Origin of the sequence: Streptomyces sp. NPDC059909 (assembly GCF_042730885.1) — a bacterium.
Classification (GTDB): Bacteria; Actinomycetota; Actinomycetes; order Streptomycetales; family Streptomycetaceae; genus Streptomyces.
The window spans coordinates 21,623-42,259 of record NZ_JBHWKX010000019.1; the positions used below are offsets into that span (position 1 = coordinate 21,623).

The following is a 20,637-nucleotide window of genomic DNA, read 5'->3' on the forward strand; positions in this document are numbered from 1 at the left end:
TTCGAGGAGTCCCCGTGCCGAAGTCCCCTGCCAGCCCAGACTCCGACGAGCCGCCTGCCCTTCTCTCCCCGCCCGAGCTGAACCCGGAAACGTGGCGCCGCGCATCCCGCCGTCTCCTCGCCAAAATGATCGGTGAGTTCGCGTACGAGGACCTCATCCAGCCACTTCCGCACGGCAGCGCCAATGACGACCGCACAGCAGAGGGCAACGGCCACGTCGACGGCAATGGCAACGCAGACGCCCACGGCGACGGAAACGGCCAGGGGGACCGTGACCGCTACACCCTCAGCCTCGATGACGGCGGGACTCTCACCTTCCGCGCCAGGCGTGGCGCGTACGGCAGCTGGCGCGTCGCACCCGACTCGATCGAACACGGCGGAGAGCCCTTCACCGATCCGCTCCGGTTCCTCGTCGCAGCCCGTCGCCTCCTCGCCCTCGACGGGGCGACGCTCGGCCATCTCATCCGCGAACTGAACACGACACTCGCGGCCGACTGCAGGCTCGACAGCACTGCTCTCCCCGCCACGCTCCTCGCCGACCTCGACTACGCGTCACTCGAAGGCCACCAGACCGGCCACCCATGGCTCGTCCTCAACAAGGGCCGCATCGGCTTCTCCGCCCGCGACGCCGCCCGCTGGGCCCCGGAGGCCCGCACGCCGGCCCGCCTGCCCTGGATCGCGGTGAGCACCACCCTCGCCACGTACCGGGGAGTCCCCGCGCTCGCCACCCCCGACCGCCTCTACACCCAGGAACTCGACGCCGCCCTACGCGACACCTACGCGGCAGAACTCCGCGCCCGCGGCCTCGACCCCGAGAGCTACCTCCTCCTCCCGGTGCACCCCTGGCAGTGGGACCAGGTGCTGCTCCCCCTCTACGGGGCCTCGGTCGCCAAGGGCGACATCGTCCCGCTGACCACCGCGGACAACGATCTCCGGCTGCCCCAGCAGTCCGTCCGTACCTTCCTCAACACCAGCCGGCCCGACAGGCACACCGTCAAGCTCCCGCTCTCCGTCCTCAACACCCTCGTCTGGCGCGGACTGCCCACCGAGCGCACCCTCGCGGCGCCCGCCGTCACCGCCTGGGTCCACGGCCTGCGCGACACCGATCCCTTCCTGCGCGACGAATGCGGCGTCATCCTGCTCGGCGAGGTCGCCTCCGTCACGGTCGAGCACCCGCACTACGACCGGTTGCCCGAGGTCCCGTACCAGTACAAGGAGCTCCTCGGCGCCATCTGGCGCGAACCCCTGCGGCTGCCACCGGGCGAGCGGGCGCGCACCCTCGCCTCGCTCCTGCACACGGACCCGGAAGGACGCGCCTTCACCGCTGAGCTCGTCGAGCGCTCCGGACTCGCTCCGACCGCATGGCTGCGGCATCTCTTCGCCGCTCTCCTGCCACCCCTGCTCCACTTCCTCTATCGCTACGGCACCGTGTTCTCCCCTCACGGGGAGAACGCCATCGTCGTCTTCGACGACCACGACGTGCCCGTACGGCTGGCGATCAAGGACTTCGTCGACGATGTGAACATCAGCGCCCGCCACCTGCCGGAGCACGATGGGATGCCCGACGAGGTCCGGGCGATCCTGCTCACCGAGGAGCCCGCCTTCCTCACCCAGTTCATCCACTCCGGGCTCTTCGTCGGCGTCTTCCGTTTCCTGGCCCCGCTCTGCCAGGAACAACTGGGTGTGCCGGAGCGCGACTTCTGGTCCCTCGTACGGGCGGAGATCCTGCGCCACCAGGCCCGCTTCCCCCGGCTCAAGGACCGCTACGAGACGTTCGACCTGCTCACGCCCCGCATCGAGCGGCTCTGCCTCAACCGCAACCGGCTTCACCTCGACGGCTACCGCGACCGGTCCGAGCGCCCGCACGCCGCCGTCCACGGAACCGTCCCCAACCCGCTTGCCGAGGGCTGAGACCGGGCCCCGATCGGCCGTGTTCGGCGTTCACACCTGCTATCGAAGCGGGCTCAACTGCGCTCCCCTCCTCACCCGTCCGGCTGGACAAAGTGCCCTCCCGCCTACGACGATGATCCGCGCAGCAGCGCGGCACTGCTGGGGGAGCAAACCGCACACAATGTGAAGTCCCTCCGCCCGGACCGCCTTTGTCCCAGATTCGCCAACGGAGGGAAATCGCCATGAGCTTCGGCGACCCGAACAACCCGTACAGCCGGCAGCCTCCGCAGGGCCAGCCCCCTTACGGCTACCCGCAGCAGGCGCCGCAGGGCGTGCCGCACCAGTACGGCCAGCCGCAGCAGCAGGGCCGGCCCCAGCCGTACGGCTACCCGCAGCAGCAGCCCTCCCCGTACGGGGCCTACCCGCCGGCCGGCATGCCGGGCATGCCCGGAGCCAGCCTGCCCCCGCTGGCCCACTGGGGCCTGCGCGTCGGCGCGTACCTGCTCGACATCCTGATCATCGCGGGTCCGATGTACGCGCTGGCGTTCGTCGACCTCGCCACCAGCGACGATCCGTCCAGCCCGCGGGTCCTCGGCGTGATCGGCATGCTGTACGCCCTCGGCATGTGCATCTTCCAGCTCTACAAGGAAGGCAAGACCGGCCAGACGATCGGCAAGAAGGTCCTCGGGATCAGCCTCCACCGGGAGAGGGACGGCAGCACCCTCGGCTTCGGCATGGCCTTCGTCCGTAAGCTGGCCCACTTCCTGGACAGCCTCGCCTGCTACCTCGGCTGGCTGTGGCCGCTGTGGGACGACAAGAAGCAGACCTTCGCCGACAAGGTGTGCGGCACCGTCGTCATCCGCGTGAAGTAGGGGCCGAGCCCCAGGCAAGCAGGGGCCCGAGCACCGGGCCCGCGGCGGACTCCACCGCTCGAACAGCCCGTAACAAGGTCTCGTCTCGTCCGGGACTGTCAGAGCGACGGATTAGGGTGGACGGCCTATGACGAAGCCATCCCTCCCCGAGCTCCTCCACGCCGCCGTCGCAGCCGTCGGCGGGATGGAAAGGCCTGGCCAGGTCACCATGGCCGAGTCCGTCGCCGCGGCCATCGACGACGGCTCCCACCTGCTCATCCAGGCCGGTACGGGCACCGGAAAGTCCCTCGGCTATCTGGTGCCCGCCCTGGCTCACGGGGAGCGGGTCGTCGTGGCCACGGCGACGCTGGCGCTGCAGCGCCAGCTCGTGGAGCGCGACCTTCCGAGGACGGTGGAGGCGCTGCATCCGCTGCTGCGCCGCCGCCCCGAGTTCGCCATGCTCAAGGGGCGGTCGAACTATCTCTGTCTGCACCGCCTGCACGAGGGCGTGCCGCAGGAAGAGGAGGACGGCCTCTTCGATCAGTTCGAGGCCGCCGCGCCCACCAGCAAGCTGGGCCAGGACCTGCTCCGCATGCGGGACTGGGCGGACGAGACGGAGACCGGCGACCGCGACGACCTTACCCCCGGCGTCTCCGACCGCGCCTGGTCGCAGATCTCCGTGTCGTCCCGGGAGTGCCTGGGCGCCAGCAAGTGCGCGTACGGGGCGGAGTGCTTCGCCGAGATGGCCAGGGAGCGTGCCAAGCTCTCCGATGTCGTGGTCACGAACCACGCCCTCCTCGCGATCGACGCGATCGAGGGCGCTCCAGTGCTCCCGCAGCACGAGGTGCTGATCGTCGACGAGGCCCATGAGCTGGTCTCCCGGGTCACCGGCGTCGCCACGGGCGAGCTCACACCCGGCCAGGTCAACCGCGCGGTGCGCCGTGCCGCCAAGCTCGTGAACGAGAAGGCCGCCGACCAACTGCAAACGGCGGCCGAGGGCTTCGAGCGGCTGATGGAGCTCGCCCTCCCGGGCCGTCTGGAGGAGATCCCGGAGGATCTGGGGTACGCACTGATGGCGCTGCGCGACGCGGCCCGTACGGTCATCTCCGCCCTCGGCTCCACCCGCGACAAGTCCGTCCAGGATGAGGACGCCGTGCGCAAGCAGGCCCTCGCCTCGGTCGAGAGCATCCATGACGTCGCCGAGCGGATCACCAACGGCTCCGAGTACGACGTCGTCTGGTACGAGCGCCATGACCGCTTCGGGGCGTCCCTGCGCGTCGCACCGCTCTCCGTCTCGGGGCTGCTCCGCGAGAAGCTCTTCGCCGACCGGTCGGTGGTCCTCACCTCGGCGACGCTCAAGCTGGGCGGCGACTTCAACGGTGTCGGCGCGTCGCTCGGGCTGGCCCCGGAGGGCACGGAGAGCGAGGACATGCCCGTATGGAAGGGCATCGACGTCGGCTCTCCCTTCGACTATCCGAAGCAGGGCATCCTCTACGTCGCCAAGCATCTGGCTCGACCCGCGCGCGACGGCGATCGCGGGGACATGCTCGACGAGCTGACTGAGCTGATCCAGGCGGCGGGCGGCCGCACGCTCGGTCTGTTCTCCTCGATGCGAGCCGCCCAGCTCGCGGCCGAGGAGCTCCGCTCCCGCATCCCGGAGTTCCCCATCCTGCTCCAGGGCGAGGAGACACTCGGCGAGCTGATCAAGAACTTCGCGGCCGACCCCAAGACCTGTCTGTTCGGCACGCTTTCGCTCTGGCAGGGCGTGGATGTCCCGGGTCCCAGCTGCCAGCTGGTCGTCATGGACAAGATCCCGTTCCCGCGGCCCGACGACCCGCTGATGAGCGCCCGCCAGAAAGCGGTCGAGGACGCCGGCGGCAATGGCTTCATGGCCGTCGCGGCCACGCATGCGGCGCTGCTGATGGCACAGGGTGCCGGCCGTCTCGTACGGGCGACGGGGGACCGCGGTGTGGTCGCCGTGCTGGACCAGAGGCTGGCCACGGCCCGCTACGGCAGTTACCTGAAGGCGTCACTGCCCGGCTTCTGGTACACGACGGACCGTAATCAGGTGCGCCGTTCGCTGGCAGCCATCGACGCCGCGGCGAAGACGGACGGCGCTTAACACGCAAGAGCGCTTAACACGCAGGAGCGCGTCAGGCGTAGGAACGTGGGCCCAGCCGGCCACTGGCCGTGGACACAGCTGGGCCCCGGGACCGGCGCAGTGGTTCCCGGGGCCCGGTCAGAGCCGACGAGGTGGGGTCACACCCGCCGGAGCACCGCCACCACCTTGCCGAGGATCGTCGCCTCGTCGCCCGGGATCGGCTGGTAGGCAGCGTTGTGGGGGAGCAGCCAGACGTGGCCGTCCTCCCGCTTGAAGCGCTTGACCGTGGCCTCTCCGTCCAGCATGGCCGCGACGATGTCACCGTTCTCCGCGACCGGCTGGCGGCGGACCGTCACCCAGTCACCGTCGCAGATCGCCGCCTCGATCATCGAGTCACCGACGACCTTCAGCACGAAGAGCTCACCGTCGCCGACCAGCTGCCGGGGGAGGGGGAAGACATCCTCGACGGACTCCTCCGCGAGGATCGGGCCACCGGCGGCGATACGGCCGACCAGCGGTACGTACGACGCGGCGGGCTTGCCGGTCGTGTCCGTCGGCTGTGCGCTCGGCTGGTCGGAGCCGCGCACCTCGTACGCCCGCGGCCGGTGCGGGTCGCGGCGGAGGAAGCCCTTGCGCTCCAGGGCCATGAGCTGGTGGGCGACGGACGACGTGCTGGACAGGCCCACCGCCTGACCGATCTCGCGCATCGACGGCGGGTATCCCCTGCGCTGCACGGAATCGCGAATGACCTCGATGACCCTCCGCTGCCGGTCCGTGAGACCCGAGCTGTCCGCACGGATCCCTGGAGGTCGGCCGGGCAGCGAGCGCGTGGGCTTGGGCCCCTCCGGGGTCGTGGCTGCGTCATTCATGGCATGCACCGGCTCGAATCGGTTCTGGGAGCGGTCCTGGGCAGTGATGGTGGCACTGTCTGCGGTGGTGGTCACGTCGGCCCCTCTCGAGATGGTCTCCCTAGCTGGACAACGGTAGTTGCTTTCGAAAGGTTGCGCCAAACACACGTTCGAGTGAAAAATCGCAGATCACCTGACGTGTGTATGTGACCGGGTGTATAGGCGGGTGTGACCGCGTCGGCTGTCGCGTCGGCGGTCCCGGCTACGACGGTAGCCTTCGTCGCCGGCAGCGAGGCCCTGGGGGTGGGTGTGTCTCCAGTGTGTCACCCAGGGGCCCGGAATCGGGGGAGCGGAGCGTTTCCCGTACCCTCGTGGCCGGCCGCTGGCGCCCGGCCCCGCCCCGCTTCCGTGGCCGTCGCGCGCCGCGCCGCGCGACACGCGCTGGGCCGTAATGGGCGACCAGACCCCAGATCTAGTGGTTGGATTGTGGCAGCCGCCCAGAAGTTGTGGTCCCCGGTCATCAAGACCGCGGCCATCGCCTATGCTTGTGGCTGCTTCGAGGGGGCCCGTCCGGTCCTTCCGGGGCTATTCAGTCGTGCTGTGAAGGAGGGTTGGGAGCCATGCACTGCCCCTTCTGCAGGCACCCGGACAGCCGTGTCGTCGACAGTCGGACCACCGATGACGGAACGTCGATCCGGCGTCGCCGCCAGTGCCCCGACTGCTCCCGTCGCTTCACGACGGTGGAGACCGCGTCGCTGATGGTGATCAAGCGCAGCGGGGTGACCGAACCCTTCAGCCGTACCAAGGTCATCTCCGGCGTGCGCAAGGCATGCCAGGGGCGGCCGGTCACCGAGGACGCCCTCGCTCAGCTCGGCCAGCGGGTCGAGGAAGCGGTGCGCGCCACCGGCAGCGCCGAGCTGACCACCCACGACGTGGGGCTGGCCATACTCGGCCCCTTGCAGGAACTCGACCTCGTCGCATACCTGCGCTTCGCGTCCGTGTACCGAGCATTCGATTCGCTCGAAGACTTCGAGGCCGCCATCGCGGAGCTCCGCGAGCAGCGGCCCCCCGCAGAAGAGAGCGGGCCCGGCGTGACCTCCGAGGTCCCCGTGCCCGCCACCGCCGCCGCCGACTGACCGACCGGCCCCGCGAGGGGCCCGGCGATCGGCCGCAGAGCGGCAAAGGACCTGCCACGGGCGCTGTGTGCGGCGCCGGTGGCGACAGACAGAGACTGTGCCACGGGAAGATCTGGGCACTTCAGGGCGTTTTTGCCCGTATATGGGAGGCGGCATGACAGAGACGACGAGCGGCCCGGCACGGGGCTCCCGAGCCAAGGGGTCCAAGGCCGCAGCGGCCCGGCAGGGTCTGCGTATCGAGCGCATCCACACCACGCCCGGCGTGCATCCGTACGACGAGGTCGTCTGGGAGCGCCGTGACGTCGTCATGACCAACTGGCGCGACGGCTCGGTCAACTTCGAGCAGCGCGGCGTCGAGTTCCCCGACTTCTGGTCGGTGAACGCGGTCAACATCGTCACCAGCAAGTACTTCCGCGGGGCCGTCGGCACGCCGCAGCGCGAGGTGAGCCTCAAGCAGCTCATCGACCGGATCGTGAAGACCTACCGCAAGGCCGGCGAGGACTACAACTACTTCGCCTCGCCCGCCGACGCGGAGATCTTCGAGCACGAGCTGGCGTACGCCCTCCTGCACCAGATCTTCAGCTTCAACTCGCCGGTGTGGTTCAACGTCGGCACGCCCCAGCCGCAGCAGGTCTCCGCCTGCTTCATCCTGTCCGTCGACGACTCCATGGAGTCGATCCTCGACTGGTACAAGGAAGAGGGCATGATCTTCAAGGGCGGCTCCGGCGCCGGCCTGAACCTCTCCCGCATCCGCTCCTCCAAGGAGCTGCTGTCCTCCGGCGGCAATGCCTCCGGCCCGGTCTCCTTCATGCGCGGCGCCGACGCCTCCGCAGGAACGATCAAGTCCGGTGGCGCGACCCGCCGCGCCGCCAAGATGGTCATCCTCGACGTCGACCACCCCGACATCGAGGACTTCATCGAGACCAAGGTCAAGGAAGAAGAGAAGATCCGCGCGCTGCGCGACGCGGGCTTCGACATGGACCTGGGCGGCGACGACATCACGTCCGTCCAGTACCAGAACGCCAACAACTCGGTCCGTGTGAACGACGAGTTCATGAAGGCCGTCGAGGCCGGCGGCAAGTTCGGGCTGCGCGCCCGCATGACCGGCGAGATCATCGAAGAGGTCGATGCCAAGGGCCTCTTCCGCAAGATGGCCGAGGCCGCCTGGGCCTGCGCCGACCCGGGCATCCAGTACGACGACACGATCAACCACTGGCACACCTGCCCCGAGTCCGGCCGGATCAACGGCTCGAACCCGTGCAGCGAGTACATGCACCTGGACAACACGTCCTGCAACCTGGCCTCGCTGAACCTGATGAAGTTCCTGAAGGACGACGGCAAGGGCACCCAGTCCTTCGACGTCGAGCGCTTCCAGAAGGTCGTCGAGCTCGTCATCACGGCGATGGACATCTCCATCTGCTTCGCCGACTTCCCGACCCAGAAGATCGGCGAGAACACCCGCGCCTTCCGCCAGCTCGGCATCGGCTACGCCAACCTCGGCGCCCTGCTGATGGCGACCGGCCACGCCTACGACTCCGACGGCGGCCGCGCCCTGGCCGGCGCGATCACCTCCCTGATGACCGGCACGTCGTACCGGCGCTCCGCCGAGCTCGCCGCGGTCGTCGGCCCGTACGACGGCTACGCCCGCAACGCCGAGCCGCACAAGCGCGTCATGAAGCAGCACTCCGACGCCAACGGCAAGGCCGTCCGCATCGACGACCTGGACACGCCGATCTGGGCCGCCGCGACCGAGGCCTGGCAGGACGTGATCCGCCTCGGCGAGAAGAACGGTTTCCGTAACTCCCAGGCGTCCGTCATCGCCCCGACCGGCACCATCGGTCTCGCGATGTCCTGCGACACCACCGGCCTGGAGCCCGACCTCGCGCTGGTCAAGTTCAAGAAGCTCGTCGGCGGCGGCTCGATGCAGATCGTCAACGGCACCGTGCCGCAGGCGCTGCGCCGCCTCGGCTACCAGCCGGAGCAGATCGAGGCGATCGTCGCCCACATCGCCGAGCACGGCAATGTGATCGACGCCCCGGGCCTGAAGACCGAGCACTACGAGGTCTTCGACTGCGCCATGGGTGAGCGCTCCATCTCTCCGATGGGCCACGTCCGCATGATGGCCGCGATCCAGCCGTGGATCTCCGGTGCCCTCTCCAAGACGGTCAACATGCCGGAGTCGGCGACCGTCGAGGAGGTCGAGGAGATCTACTTCGAGGCGTGGAAGCTGGGCGTCAAGGCGCTCGCGATCTACCGCGACAACTGCAAGGTCGGCCAGCCCCTCTCCGCCAAGAAGAAGGAGCAGGAGAAGGCCGAGATCACCGAGAAGGCCGAGGAGACGATCCGCACCGCGGTCGAGAAGGTGGTCGAGTACCGCCCGGTCCGCAAGCGCCTCCCGAAGGGCCGCCCCGGCATCACCACCTCCTTCACCGTCGGTGGCGCCGAGGGGTACATGACCGCCAACTCCTACCCGGACGACGGTCTCGGCGAGGTCTTCCTGAAGATGTCGAAGCAGGGCTCGACCCTCGCGGGCATGATGGACGCCTTCTCGATCGCCGTCTCGGTCGGTCTGCAGTACGGCGTGCCGCTGGAGACGTACGTCTCGAAGTTCACCAACATGCGCTTCGAGCCGGCGGGCATGACGGACGACCCGGACGTGCGGATGGCGCAGTCGATCGTCGACTACATCTTCCGCCGCCTGGCGCTCGATTTCCTGCCCTTCGAGACCCGCTCGGCGCTCGGCATCCACTCGGCCGAGGAACGCCAGCGTCACCTGGAGACCGGTTCGTACGAGCCGGCGGACGACGAGGTGGACGTCGAGGGCCTGGCCCAGTCCGCTCCGCGCGCGCAGGAGACGCTGAAGGCGGTCGCCCCGCCGAAGGCCGAGGTCCCGGCCCCGAAGCAGGCGCACACCTCGGCCGAGCTCGTCGAGATGCAGCTCGGCATCAGCGCGGACGCGCCGCTGTGCTTCTCGTGCGGTACGAAGATGCAGCGCGCCGGCTCCTGCTACATCTGCGAGGGCTGCGGCTCGACCAGCGGCTGCAGCTGATACGGAGAACCGAGGGATCCACCGGATCCAGTGGATCCGCTGCGGAGGCCCACCGCGCCTGAAAAGGTCCGCGGCTCGCTGATCCGTTGCTCACGGAGGGCGTCGACCGGTGGTCGGCGCCCTCCGCCGCGTCGTCGGTTCGGACGGCCGCCACGAGCGTGAGGGCGGTACGGGAGCCGGGGCTCAGGGAGACGCGGAGCCCATCAGCTCCGCGAACTCGGCCGGGTCAGCGGCGAAGCCGCGCACGACGGTACGGAGCTGCCATGTGCCGCTGCCGTCACGGGTGAACTCCGCGACCGTCGCGGCGGTGGCGTCGGGCACGCCCGAGAGGTCGTCGTTCGCCAGCTCGACAGGGCCTTCGAGTATCCGCACACCGGTGTTCCTGATGTCGGAGAACGTCCGCTCGGCGCTGCGCTGCTGAATGACCACACCGACCACGACCCGGGCGTATCCCTCGGCCAGGCGGTCCAGTTCCAGGGTCATCACCTCGTCCGCGCCGAAGCCCTGGCCGGTCCGGCTGTCCCTGTTGAGGGTGATCGTGCCGTCGGGGGACCGGCTCCCGAAGTGCACCAGATAGGCGGGCTTGCCGTGCGGAGCGTCCGCGCTGTAGGTCGCGGCCACGATGTCGAGGTCGATGGACGGTGCGCCGATGGGGCTGGGGTCCCACTTGAGCGACACCTGGACCTTGCGGAGCCCCTTGCTGAGACTGCTCACCCTGCTTCCCTTCCTCGTGGACGGTCGTTGTGAACGTCAACGCCCCCTATGGAAGGCCATGTTGTCACGCGAGAGAGCACGCACTCCGATCACTTTCGGCCGCTCGGTAGGTGTCAGTGGGGGATGTGCCGGGGCGGGCGCTGCCGTGCGACCCCCTCCCGGAAGAGCGCGATGGCGCTGCTCACCTGGCGGATCAAGTGTGTCTCCTCTATCTCTTCGAGATAGAGGCAACGCCGTGCAATGCCTTCCAGTTCGAAGGCGAAGTAGAGCGACATCAGTGGGTTGATGAAGAGTTCGCTTGCGCGAGTGCGTGAAGTGAACTGGACGTCTCCGAACGCACCTCGGACCGCGGCGGCTATGGAGCCGTTCACGATGCTCGGGTGCTCGGGAGTGTGTTCCTGGGCGTGCGCGACCGCGTCCACGAAGAGGGCGCCCTCCCGGGTCGTACGGGAGACCGAGAAGCTGCCCAGATAGGCGCCGTCGCGCTCCAGCGCCGCGATGTTCTCCAGAACGAGGCCGTGGCTCACCCCGTGATACGCGTCCACGCCGAAGCCGAGCGAGAGGACCAGGCGTTCCGGTACGTCGAGTCCATGGAGGGCGGCAACGCTGGTCAGGTCCTCCTCGGGTGTGCCGAGCCCCGATTCGTCACCGCGCATGAGGATGTCGGTGCCGCCGTCGACGAGGACGACCGCGTCGATCCCGTACCGCTCGATCAGTGACCGGTAGGCGGCCCGCAGCGGCTGCACTCCGACGCGTGCGAAGGCGTGGACCGTGCTGGGGTAGCCGTGGCGGTCGAGCCACTGGGCGAGGGTGCGCTCCGGGAAGTAGGTCTGGTGGAGAGCGGTCGTGGGCGTCACGACGGCGACGTCCGGGGCGAGCCAGGCCTCGAGCGGCAGCCCTTCGACCGCGCTGAAGGACAGGTTGGCGAGATGGACGTCCTTGCCCTGGTGGAGCAGGGAGAGCGCCACGGGCAGCCCGGCGTAGATGTCGAAACCGCCACCCGCACCCGCGACGAGGATGCGCTCGGCGGACTCCAGGCGTGCGAAGAGGGGATTCATGTGAAGCGCGGTCATGTCGATCATTGTGCGGAGGATGTGCCGGACGCTGTGCGGAATTTCCGGCAGACCGTGTGGCCGGTGCCGGTGCCGGATCTGGAGCCCGTGCCGGTGTCCGTTCCCGTAAGGAGTGACGGCGGGTATCGGCTTCTGCCGGAGAGTGACCAGAGCCTCACTCCGGGCCGTACGATGGCGCGGTGCTGGTCAAGTGGATTCGCTGCACCGTGGTGGACCGTCGAGGGTTCGAGCGGGGGCAGCGGAAGTGGGCGGGGCTGCTGGGTGAGCCAGGATTCCGGGGACAGGGCGGGGGATGGAGTCGGCTGCGGCCGGACGTCGCCCATGTCTTCGCGTTCTGGGAGACCCGTGCGTTCTACGACTCGTTCATGGCACGCTCGCACGACCGGTTGGCGGCCGCCCAGTCGGGCACGTACAAGAACGGTCAGGTCAAGCTCTTCGACCACCGCTTCGACGTGAAGACGGGCTTCGAGCCCCGCTTCACCGACGCCGACGTCGTACGGGTCGCGCACTGCAAGGTGCACGAGCACCGGGTCGAGCACTTCGCACTGATGCAGGAGAAGGTGTGGAACCCCGCGATGGCGGGGTCGCCGGGGATGGTGCGCGGGTTGTTCGGGGAGGCGCCCGGGAGCGAGTTTCTGGTGCTCTCGATGTGGCAGTCGGCCGCGGAGCACGGCAAATACCGCGCGGAGCGGGTGGAGCGCCTCTCGTTGCGCGCGCAGACGGAGGCGGACGTCGCCGCCCTGGCCGGGGACGTCGTGGCGCTCGAGCCTTCCTGGTCGGTGTGAGGGAACGGTGTGGTCGACGGTGGCAGCGATTCATGGCGCTCCACGAGGCTCCACGGCCTCCACGCCTTCCACAACGCTCCACGGCGCTTCCATGGGAGGACACGCCGGTCACGGATCGGACAGGTGCTCGGCCCGGGCCCTTCCAGATCTAGGGTTTGTCGTATGGCACGACCGCGGCGCATCGTTCTCGTCCGGCACGGCGAGTCAGAGGGGAACGCCGACGACTCGGTGTACGAGCGAATGCCCGACCACGCCCTGCGGCTCACCGAGCGCGGCTGGCGCCAGGCCGAGGAGGCCGGGGAGCGGCTGCGTGAGGTGTTCGGGCGGGAACAGGTCAGCGTCTACGTCTCGCCGTACCGCCGTACCCATCAGACCTACCGGGCCTTCCGCCTCGACCCGGCGCTCGTCAGGGTCAGGGAGGAGCCCAGACTGCGCGAGCAGGACTGGGGAAACTGGCAGGACAGGGACGACGTACGGCTGCAGAAGACCTACCGCGACGCCTACGGACACTTCTTCTACCGTTTGCCGCAGGGCGAGTCGGGTGCCGATGTGTACGACAGGGTGGGGGCGTTCCTGGAGAGCCTCTACCGGAGCTTCGAGGCGCCGGACCATCCCCCCAACGTCCTGCTCGTCACCCACGGGCTGACCATGCGGCTGTTCTGTATGCGCTGGTTCCACTGGACGGTGGCCGAGTTCGAGTCGCTCTCGAACCCGGGCAACGGGGAGATGAGGATGCTGCTGATGGGCGAGGACGGGCGCTACGCGCTGGACCGGCCGTTCGAGCGCTGGTGCATTCCCGAGTCGTACGGGACCACCGGATAGAGTGGCCGTTGCGATGACCGCTGACTCCTTTCCCGCCTCTCCGGACTCTTCCGGCTCTTCCGCGTCCGCCGACCGGCGCTTCGACCGCGCCCTGGCGAGTCTGCGCGGGCTGTCCGTGGGCGATGCCCTGGGCTCCCAGTTCTTCGTCCCCTCGAACTATCCGCTGCTGAAGCGGCGCGAGCTGCCGCCCGGCCCCTGGCAGTGGACCGACGACACCGAGATGGCGTGCTCCGTTGTGGCCGTGCTCGCCTCCCACGGTCGGATCGACCAGGACGAACTCGCCCGTTCCTTCGCCGAGCACCATGACTTCGACCGCGGCTACGGGCCTGCGGTGAACCGGATGCTCCGACTGATTCGTGAGGGCGGCGACTGGCGTGAACTCGCCGCGGCGTTGTTCAACGGACAGGGCTCGTGGGGAAATGGTGCAGCGATGCGGATCGCCCCGCTCGGCGCCTGGTACGCCGACGATCCGGAGCAGGCCACGCACCAGGCCGAGATCTCGTCGTACACGACGCATCAGCATCGCGAGGCCGTGGTGGGCAGCATGGCGGTCGCGGCGGCCGCGGCCCTGGTCGCCTCCCCGGCAGGGCCGCCCACGCCCACCGAGCTGCTCGACGGGGTGGTCGCGCTCGTGCCGCGCAGTGCGGTGGGGGCGGGACTGCGCAGGGCGCGGGACATGCTGGACTACGGCGACGCGAGCACGGTCGCCGCGGTGCTCGGCAGCGGGCGGCGTACGAGCGCGCACGACACGGTGCCGTTCGCGCTCTGGTCGGCGGCCCGGGCGCTCGGCGACTTCGAGCAGGTCTTCTGGACGACCGCCCAGGTGGGTGGGGACGTGGACACGACCTGCGCGATCGCCGGCGGAGTGGTCGCAGCGGCGGAGGCGGGCTCCCCGCCGGCGGAGTGGCTGGACCGCACCGAGGACCTGCCCGCCTGGCTCCCGACCCGGGTGGTCTGAGCTCCGGCCCCGGCGCTGGTCGGTTCTGGTCAGATCGATGGTGGGGTGGCTTGAGGTGTGGCGGCGGGCCGAGGTCCGCACGGCCCGGCCGACACGAGCCGTCCGGACGCCTGGCCAGTAAGGCCCGGCGGTACGGCGCCGGGTGGCAGGTCGCCCGGAGGCGGCGCACCCGGGGGCGGTGCATCCGGCAGTGCGACCCGTTGCGGCCGGCCTGAGACCTTTGACCGGGCCTGAGACGGGACGGCTCGTACGACTCGGCGCACCGGAGCCAGTGGTGCGGTCCGACTGTCACGGTCCTGCCACAGCACGGCCGCGGACGACCGTGCCGGTTTGCGGCGGGCTACCCTTTCGGCCACGCGACTGCGTTGATCATGAACGGCGCACGCCAATGAGACGCCGGGACCTCAGTGCCGCCATAGGGCAGGGCAGGGGCCACCCGGTGGGGAGGGGGTTCCCGTGTCAGACGTATCGTCCACACCATCCGGCCTCGGGCCGGAACCGGAAGACCGGCCCGGCGGCGAGGCGCCCGGTCCGCGCCAGGGCGGGGTCCAGGCACCTGCCGTGGGATCGGCCCCGGAGCCTGCGGGTGACCAGGGTCCGAATGCGCATGCGGACGCGGGGCTCAGCCTGCGTCCGGGGCCCGGCTCGGACGAGGCCGGTGATCGAATACCGGATCAGGAGCGAGACCAGAGCCAGGAGTCGGGGCACGTCACGGGCTCCGACCGGACCGAGGAGCGGAAACGGGGGCAGGAGGCTTCCGGGCCGAGCGCCTCGGCCACGGTGACGCCGCCGCAGTCGCACGGCCCGGTTCCGCAGCCGGCACCGGGACCGGGATACGCGCCCCCGTCGCCCTGGCCCCACCACACACAGTCCTGGCCACCGAAGGCGCCGACGGCCCCGTCCCGGCTTGCCGGCATACGGCCCGCACCACCCTCTCCCGTACGCGTGGCCACGCTCTGGTCCGCCCTCGCCACCGCGCTGCTGAGTGCCCTGCTGCTCGGCGACGGGATCGGGGTGAATCTGCTGATCGTGGCCGTGCCGACCGCCCTCGCCGCCTTCTTCGCCGCCCGGGCTGCCGGTCGTCGGCTCCGCCCCTGGACTGCCGTCTGGGCGATCGGTGTGCTGGCCCTGCTCGTCGTTCCCGCACTTCGCGACGCAGGATGGCCCACATTCCTGGCCGTTGTGTCCGCGCTCGCGGTCGGCTCGCTCGCCCTGCACGGTGGGCGCGGCTGGCCGGGCGTGCTCTTCGGCTCGGTGGGACTGGTCGACTCGCTCGTCTCCGGGCCGGTCTGGGGCTGGCGCGGGCTGCGTGAGCGTGCGGACGGCTCCCGCGGCCGCTGGGGGCCCGTCGTCCGGACGATCGCCGTGGCGGCGGTGCTGCTCGTCGTGTTCGGCGCCCTGTTCGCGGGCGCCGACGCCGCCTTCGCCGATCTGCTCGGCGAGCTGATTCCCGACGTCTCGATCGTCGATGGTCCCTGGCGGTTCTTCCTCTTCCTGCTCGGCCTCGTCGGCGCACTCGCCGCGGCCCGCACCGCCGCCGCCCCGCTCCGCTGGGACAGCCTCACCATGGGACCAGGGAAGGCCCGGGGCCGGTTCGAGTGGGCGCTGCCCCTCGTCGTCCTCAACCTCCTCTTCGCCGCCTTCATCGCGGTCCAGCTCGCCGTCCTCTTCGGGGGCTACGACAAGGTCCTGAGCGAGACGGGACTGACCTACGCGGAGTACGCCCGCCAGGGCTTCTGGCAACTGCTCTGGGCCACCCTGCTCACGCTGATCGTCATCGGGCTCGCCCTGCGCTGGGCCCCCCGCGACGGCGCCCGCGACCGCACCCTGGTGCGCGCGGTGCTCGGCACGCTGTGCGTGCTCACCCTTGTCGTTGTGGCGTCCGCGCTGCGCAGGATGGACCTGTACGTCGACGCGTACGGGCTGACACGGCTGCGGGTCTCCGTCGCCGCGATGGAACTGTGGCTCGGTCTGGTGATCGTGCTGATCATCGCAGCGGGGCTCTTCGGCAGCCGCTGGCTGCCCCGCGCCGTCGTGGGCAGCGCCGCGGCCGCCGTGCTGGCCTTCGGCCTCGCGTCCCCGGACGCATTGATCGCCGAGCGGAACGTGCAGCGCTACGAGAGGACCGACAAGATCGATGTCGACTATCTGCGCGATCTGTCGGCAGATGCCGTGCCCGCCCTCGACCGGCTGCCTGAGCCACTGCGCTCCTGCGCGCTGACGAGCCTCGAGGCCGATCTCGACGAAGCGGAACCCTGGTATGCCACCAGTTGGGGCCAGGTACGGGCCCGGTCGATCCTGGAGAAGCGGCCTGCCGAGGTCGACCGGGACGCTTGTCCGGGGGAGGGGCTGTACGGCGGGGAACGGGACGAATACGACGGGGACGCCGAGTTCGGCGACGGCGACAGCTACGACGATTACGACCCCGGCACCGGCATGGACTGAGGCCAGGGCGCGTACGGCAGGGTGTGCGGTCCGTCCCCCCGTGGGACGGACCGCACACCCTTGCTCGGGCACCCGCTATGCGGCGGGTCCGGCCGCCCCCGCCGCGCCGCTCAGCGCATCCAGGTCGCTCTTGCGGACGCGTATCACCACGACCGCCGTGAGCAGCGCCAGAAGCACCATCCCCACCGCCGCCGTGAACGACGTGGAGATGCCTTCCGTCAGCACCTCGTGGCCCCAGGGCGCGGGCAGCTCCTGCGTCTTGGCGAACTCCGCCTGCTGCTCCGGTGTCGCCTGCGCCAGGAAGGACGGAACCTGCTTCCCCGCTTCGTCCCGGCTCGCCGTACCGAACACGGTGACCAGGATCGAAAGACCCAGCGATCCGCCCACCTGCTGCGTCGCGTTGAGCAGCCCCGAGGCCGCACCCGCCTCGTGCTGGGCCACCCCCGAGACGGCGGTCAGGGTCAACGTCACGAAGTTGAGGCCCATGCCGAAGCCGAAGAGAACCATCGGGCCGAGGACGCCGCTCACGTACGAGCTGTCCGGGCTGATGAGGGTCTGCCAGAAAAGGCCGATGCCGGTGAGCAGGGAACCCGTGACCATGAACGGCTTGGGGCCGAGCACCGGCAGCAGCCGCTGGGACAGCCCCGCGCCGGTGATGATCGCGACCGTGACGGGAAGGAATGCCAGACCGGCCTCGATCGGGCTGTAACCGAGCACATTCTGGACGAACAGCACGATGAAGAAGAACATGCCGAACATCGCCGCGGCCAGGCTCAGCATGATGACGTACGTACCCGATCGGTTCCGGTCGGCGAACATCCTGAGCGGAGTGATGGGTTCCCGCGCCCGCGACTCGACGATCGCGAAGGCCGCGAGCAGCACCACCGCAGCGCCGAAGGACCCGAGGGTGAGCGAGTCCCGCCAGCCCTCCTCCGATGCCCGGATGAATCCGTAGACCAGCGAGGCCATACCGGCGGTGGAGGTGAGTGCGCCCGCTATGTCGAACCGGCCGGGATGGCGCTCCGACTCGGTGATGTACAGCGGGGTGAGGAAGGCGATCAGGATGCCGATCGGGACGTTGACGAAGAGCACCCAGCGCCAGTCGAGCCACTCGGTGAGCATGCCGCCGGCCAGCAGTCCGATCGCGCCACCGCCGGCGGAGACGGCGGCGAACACGCCGAACGCCCGGTTGCGCTCCGGTCCTTCGGGGAACGTCGTCGTGATCAGGGCGAGTGAGGTGGGTGAGGCGATCGCGCCGCCGACGCCCTGGAGCGCTCGCGCGGCGAGCAACTGCCACGGCTCCTGGGCCAGTCCGCCGAGCAGCGAGGCGAGCGTGAAGATCAGGATGCCCGCCATGAACACCCGGCGGCGGCCCAGGATGTCACCCGCCCGACCGCCGAGCAGCAGCAGTCCGCCGAAGGTCAGGGTGTAGGCGCTGAGTACCCACGAGAGGTCGGTGGTGGAGAAGCTGAGCGCGTCCTGAATATGCGGAAGCGCGATGTTCACAATCGTCGCGTCGAGTACCACCATGAGTTGGCAGGCGGCGATGACGGTGAGGGCGATGCCGGGGCGCCCCTCCCGGCGTGGCGCGCCCGGCTTGCGCTGTGCTTCTAGCTGAGAGGTTGTCACTATGGTCCCCCCGCACTTGAGTTAGTGAACGGATCCGTTCACTGTGTTCTCAACGGTAGTGAGTCCCCGACAGTGAACGCAAGCGTTCACTGGAGCTACCGCACTGCTGCGATGGAGAGTTGTTGATGGTTACTTCGCGATCTGCGGCCACCGCTCGGCCGCGGTCGATGTCGTTGCGACGCCGTGGACCTGTGCTGGAGCGGGCGATCCTCGACGCCGCGCTCGACCAGCTGAGCACCGTCGGCTGGAACGGGCTGACCATGGAGGGAGTCGCCGCCGGCGCCCAGACCGGCAAGGCCGCGGTCTACCGCCGCTGGCCGTCCAAGGAGGATCTCGTCGCGGACGCGCTGCAGGCCGGACTCCCCAGTCTCGGTGACGCACCCGATCACGGAAGTGTCCGCGAGGACCTCTATCAGCTCTGCCGGCGGATGCGGGCGGCGATGTACTCCAAGCCGGGGTGTGCGCTCCGCTCGGTGCTTCACGAATGTGATACCTCCACGGCCGAGCGCTTCCATGCCCTGATCTTCCGGGGGGTCATCGAACCGTCGGTCCGCCTTTTCCAGGAGGTGGTGCACAGGGGTATCAAGCGGGGTGACGTCCGCGCCGGCGCCACCGGCGGCCTGGTCCTCGATGTGATTCCGGCGATGATGATGTATCGCGCCAAGGTGTGCGGAAGCGAATGGAGCGACGCTGATATTGCCGAGATGATCGACCAGATCATGGTGCCCCTGCTGAGCCCGCGTACACGATGAGACCCGGTCGGGGTCCGGGGATCGGGATCCGGGGTGTTGTGGCCCGTCCGGGCGGCGTAACCTGTCTGGCGCCATGCCGTACGAACCACCCACCCACACCGTTGAGCGCTCGCTCCGGGCCACCACCGGTGCCAAGATCATCGCCGGAGTCGATGAGGTCGGGCGCGGGGCGTGGGCCGGGCCGGTCACGGTATGCGCAGCCGTCACAGGGCTGCGCCGGCCCCCTGCCGGACTCACCGACTCCAAGCTGATCACTCCCAAGCGCCGTACGGAGTTGGCGAAGGAACTGGAGACGTGGGTCACGTCGCATGCCCTCGGGCACGCGTCCCCGGAGGAGATCGACGAGTTCGGGATGACCGCTGCGCTGCGGCTGGCGGCCGTGCGTGCCCTGGACGCACTGCCGGTGCGGCCCGACGCGGTCATCCTCGACGGCAAGCACGACTACCTGGGTCTGCCCTGGCGCGTTCGTACGGTCATCAAGGGCGACCAGTCCTGTGTTGCGGTCGCGGCCGCCTCGGTGATCGCCAAGGTGCACCGGGACGCGATGATGACCGAGCTGGGGCTGGAGCCGGTGTGCGAACCCTTCGGGTTCGCGGAGAACGCCGGCTATCCGTCGCCCGTGCACAAGGCGGCGCTCGCGGAGCTGGGCCCCACGCCGTACCACCGGCTGTCCTGGGCCTTCCTCGACGCGCTGCCGCAATGGCGACACCTGAAGAAGGTCCGGATCTCCCCGGAGGCGGCCGCTTTGGAGAGTGGGGGCCAACTCGGCTTCGACTTCTGATCCGGCCGGTCGACCGACCGCTGTGCGAGCGGCCTGACGAGTCCGGTCGCACTTATGTGCCTACCCGCCGATGTCAGACGCATCGGCGTTTGATAGACATCCACCCATGCCTCTCATCCCCGAGGAGCCTCAGATTCACGAGAGTGCCCAGGGTCCCCGCGCTACTCCGGCCGCCGGCCGCACCGCGCCGACCCCCCGTCCCGTACCCGGTCCGCGTACCGCGGCCGCGCCCCGTCCCGGTCGCCCGGGCCCCGGTCCGGCCAGGCCCACGCCGCCTGCACAGCGCACGCACCCCTCTGTCGGGCAGAGCGCTTCTCCCCGGCAGGAGAATCGTTCCGTACCGCAGATCCAGCTGATCCCGGCCACAGCCACGGGCGCGCTCGACGCCGCCGACGAGGCTGTCGACCTGCTGCTCGACTCCGGTCGGGCGCCCGGCGACATCCTGGTGCTCACCACGGGTGAACAGCATCCGTGGGCGGCGCACGAGCTGTCCTTCGGCGAAGGCGCCTACTGGGCGCAGCACGACGCCCGTGACGACGTCTTCTACGCGGACGCCGCCTCGGCGGGACGTGCTGCGACCCGGCACGTGGTCGTCGTCGCCGTCAACGGCGGCAGCGACGACGAGGCCGCCCGGGCCCTGCCCGTCGCCATGAGCCGCGCGGGAGCGCTGCTCATCGTGTGCGGAGATCCGCAGCGCATCAACGCCGTGCTCGGCGCGGGCGTCTGAGTCAACGCCGCGCCGCTGCCACGGTGCCGCCCGCGCCCAGTGCGTGGTGCGGTCGTCGTGTCAGGCCGGCCGTGCAC

16 protein-coding genes are annotated in these 20,637 nt (G+C 69.7%); 12 read left to right on the forward strand and 4 right to left on the reverse strand.

Features of this window, described 5'->3' with window-relative positions; all coding sequences use genetic code 11:
- Nucleotides 1-14: 14 nt before the first annotated feature.
- From ACFV9O_RS15575 to ACFV9O_RS15585, 3 genes are all read left to right on the forward strand, one after another.
- Nucleotides 15-1,910 carry an IucA/IucC family protein gene (locus tag ACFV9O_RS15575; protein ID WP_385417477.1) on the forward strand — a complete coding sequence of 632 codons (1,896 nt, stop codon included), beginning with the start codon at nucleotides 15-17 and terminating at the stop codon, nucleotides 1,908-1,910.
- A 221-nt stretch (nucleotides 1,911-2,131) separates the two neighbouring features.
- On the forward strand, nucleotides 2,132-2,761 hold the full coding sequence (locus tag ACFV9O_RS15580) for an RDD family protein (protein WP_385417480.1): 630 nt from the start codon (nucleotides 2,132-2,134) through the stop codon (nucleotides 2,759-2,761).
- Between the two features lie 127 nt (nucleotides 2,762-2,888).
- On the forward strand, nucleotides 2,889-4,862 hold the full coding sequence (locus tag ACFV9O_RS15585; RefSeq protein ID WP_385417483.1) for an ATP-dependent DNA helicase: 1,974 nt from the start codon (nucleotides 2,889-2,891) through the stop codon (nucleotides 4,860-4,862).
- Nucleotides 4,863-4,999: 137 nt separating this feature from the next.
- Here the strand turns inward: ACFV9O_RS15585 and lexA are convergent, their stop codons facing one another.
- Nucleotides 5,000-5,785: a transcriptional repressor LexA gene (lexA, locus tag ACFV9O_RS15590; protein WP_385417486.1), complete on the reverse strand. Its 786-nt coding sequence runs from the start codon at nucleotides 5,783-5,785 to the stop codon at nucleotides 5,000-5,002.
- Nucleotides 5,786-6,309: 524 nt separating this feature from the next.
- Here lexA and nrdR point away from each other — a divergent pair.
- Nucleotides 6,310-6,825 carry a transcriptional regulator NrdR gene (gene nrdR, locus ACFV9O_RS15595; protein ID WP_385417489.1) on the forward strand — a complete coding sequence of 172 codons (516 nt, stop codon included), beginning with the start codon at nucleotides 6,310-6,312 and terminating at the stop codon, nucleotides 6,823-6,825.
- A 154-nt stretch (nucleotides 6,826-6,979) separates the two neighbouring features.
- Nucleotides 6,980-9,874 carry a vitamin B12-dependent ribonucleotide reductase gene (locus ACFV9O_RS15600; protein WP_385417492.1) on the forward strand — a complete coding sequence of 965 codons (2,895 nt, stop codon included), beginning with the start codon at nucleotides 6,980-6,982 and terminating at the stop codon, nucleotides 9,872-9,874.
- Between the two features lie 183 nt (nucleotides 9,875-10,057).
- On the opposite strand, the gene ACFV9O_RS15605 is transcribed toward ACFV9O_RS15600, so the two are convergent.
- Together ACFV9O_RS15605 and ACFV9O_RS15610 are read right to left on the reverse strand one after the other, a co-directional pair.
- The gene (locus tag ACFV9O_RS15605; RefSeq protein WP_385417494.1) at nucleotides 10,058-10,588 is read right to left on the reverse strand and encodes a TerD family protein; all 531 of its coding nucleotides are present in this window, start codon (nucleotides 10,586-10,588) and stop codon (nucleotides 10,058-10,060) included.
- A 113-nt stretch (nucleotides 10,589-10,701) separates the two neighbouring features.
- Entirely contained in the window at nucleotides 10,702-11,661 is a 960-nt protein-coding gene (locus ACFV9O_RS15610; RefSeq protein WP_385417497.1) for a DUF1152 domain-containing protein, read from the reverse strand.
- Nucleotides 11,662-11,840: 179 nt separating this feature from the next.
- On the opposite strand from ACFV9O_RS15610, the gene ACFV9O_RS15615 reads away from it, so the two are divergent.
- From ACFV9O_RS15615 to ACFV9O_RS15630, 4 genes are all read left to right on the forward strand, one after another.
- Complete coding sequence (locus ACFV9O_RS15615) at nucleotides 11,841-12,446, forward strand: YdbC family protein (RefSeq protein ID WP_385417500.1); 606 nt, start codon at nucleotides 11,841-11,843, stop codon at nucleotides 12,444-12,446.
- A 162-nt stretch (nucleotides 12,447-12,608) separates the two neighbouring features.
- Nucleotides 12,609-13,268 carry a histidine phosphatase family protein gene (locus ACFV9O_RS15620; RefSeq protein WP_385417503.1) on the forward strand — a complete coding sequence of 220 codons (660 nt, stop codon included), beginning with the start codon at nucleotides 12,609-12,611 and terminating at the stop codon, nucleotides 13,266-13,268.
- A 13-nt stretch (nucleotides 13,269-13,281) separates the two neighbouring features.
- Complete coding sequence (locus ACFV9O_RS15625; protein ID WP_385417505.1) at nucleotides 13,282-14,226, forward strand: ADP-ribosylglycohydrolase family protein; 945 nt, start codon at nucleotides 13,282-13,284, stop codon at nucleotides 14,224-14,226.
- Between the two features lie 456 nt (nucleotides 14,227-14,682).
- Nucleotides 14,683-16,671 (forward strand): DUF4153 domain-containing protein, encoded by a 1,989-nt coding sequence (locus ACFV9O_RS15630; RefSeq protein ID WP_385417508.1) that lies wholly within the window; start codon nucleotides 14,683-14,685, stop codon nucleotides 16,669-16,671.
- A 75-nt stretch (nucleotides 16,672-16,746) separates the two neighbouring features.
- Here the strand turns inward: ACFV9O_RS15630 and ACFV9O_RS15635 are convergent, their stop codons facing one another.
- A complete protein-coding gene (locus tag ACFV9O_RS15635) occupies nucleotides 16,747-18,300 on the reverse strand; it encodes an MFS transporter (RefSeq protein WP_385417510.1) in 1,554 nt (517 codons plus the stop codon).
- A gap of 125 nt (nucleotides 18,301-18,425) precedes the next feature.
- Between ACFV9O_RS15635 and ACFV9O_RS15640 the strand changes: the two genes are divergently transcribed.
- The 3 genes from ACFV9O_RS15640 (at nucleotide 18,426) to ACFV9O_RS15650 (ending at nucleotide 20,560) form a co-directional block, all read left to right on the forward strand.
- Entirely contained in the window at nucleotides 18,426-19,052 is a 627-nt protein-coding gene (locus ACFV9O_RS15640) for a TetR/AcrR family transcriptional regulator (RefSeq protein ID WP_385417513.1), read from the forward strand.
- A gap of 73 nt (nucleotides 19,053-19,125) precedes the next feature.
- Complete coding sequence (locus ACFV9O_RS15645; protein WP_385417516.1) at nucleotides 19,126-19,833, forward strand: ribonuclease HII; 708 nt, start codon at nucleotides 19,126-19,128, stop codon at nucleotides 19,831-19,833.
- Between the two features lie 106 nt (nucleotides 19,834-19,939).
- Nucleotides 19,940-20,560 carry a hypothetical protein gene (locus tag ACFV9O_RS15650; RefSeq protein WP_385417518.1) on the forward strand — a complete coding sequence of 207 codons (621 nt, stop codon included), beginning with the start codon at nucleotides 19,940-19,942 and terminating at the stop codon, nucleotides 20,558-20,560.
- Nucleotides 20,561-20,637: the final 77 nt, after the last annotated feature.

Coding starts and splice junctions, on each gene's coding strand:
- ACFV9O_RS15640 (WP_385417513.1), top strand. CDS start 18,426: ATGGTTACTTCGCGATCTGCGGCCACCGCTCGGCCGCGGTCGATGTCG.
- nrdR (WP_385417489.1), top strand. CDS start 6,310: ATGCACTGCCCCTTCTGCAGGCACCCGGACAGCCGTGTCGTCGACAGT.
- ACFV9O_RS15600 (WP_385417492.1), top strand. CDS start 6,980: ATGACAGAGACGACGAGCGGCCCGGCACGGGGCTCCCGAGCCAAGGGG.
- ACFV9O_RS15580 (WP_385417480.1), top strand. CDS start 2,132: ATGAGCTTCGGCGACCCGAACAACCCGTACAGCCGGCAGCCTCCGCAG.
- ACFV9O_RS15610 (WP_385417497.1), bottom strand. CDS start 11,661: ATGACCGCGCTTCACATGAATCCCCTCTTCGCACGCCTGGAGTCCGCC.
- ACFV9O_RS15585 (WP_385417483.1), top strand. CDS start 2,889: ATGACGAAGCCATCCCTCCCCGAGCTCCTCCACGCCGCCGTCGCAGCC.
- ACFV9O_RS15650 (WP_385417518.1), top strand. CDS start 19,940: ATGCCTCTCATCCCCGAGGAGCCTCAGATTCACGAGAGTGCCCAGGGT.
- ACFV9O_RS15625 (WP_385417505.1), top strand. CDS start 13,282: ATGACCGCTGACTCCTTTCCCGCCTCTCCGGACTCTTCCGGCTCTTCC.
- ACFV9O_RS15620 (WP_385417503.1), top strand. CDS start 12,609: ATGGCACGACCGCGGCGCATCGTTCTCGTCCGGCACGGCGAGTCAGAG.
- ACFV9O_RS15645 (WP_385417516.1), top strand. CDS start 19,126: ATGCCGTACGAACCACCCACCCACACCGTTGAGCGCTCGCTCCGGGCC.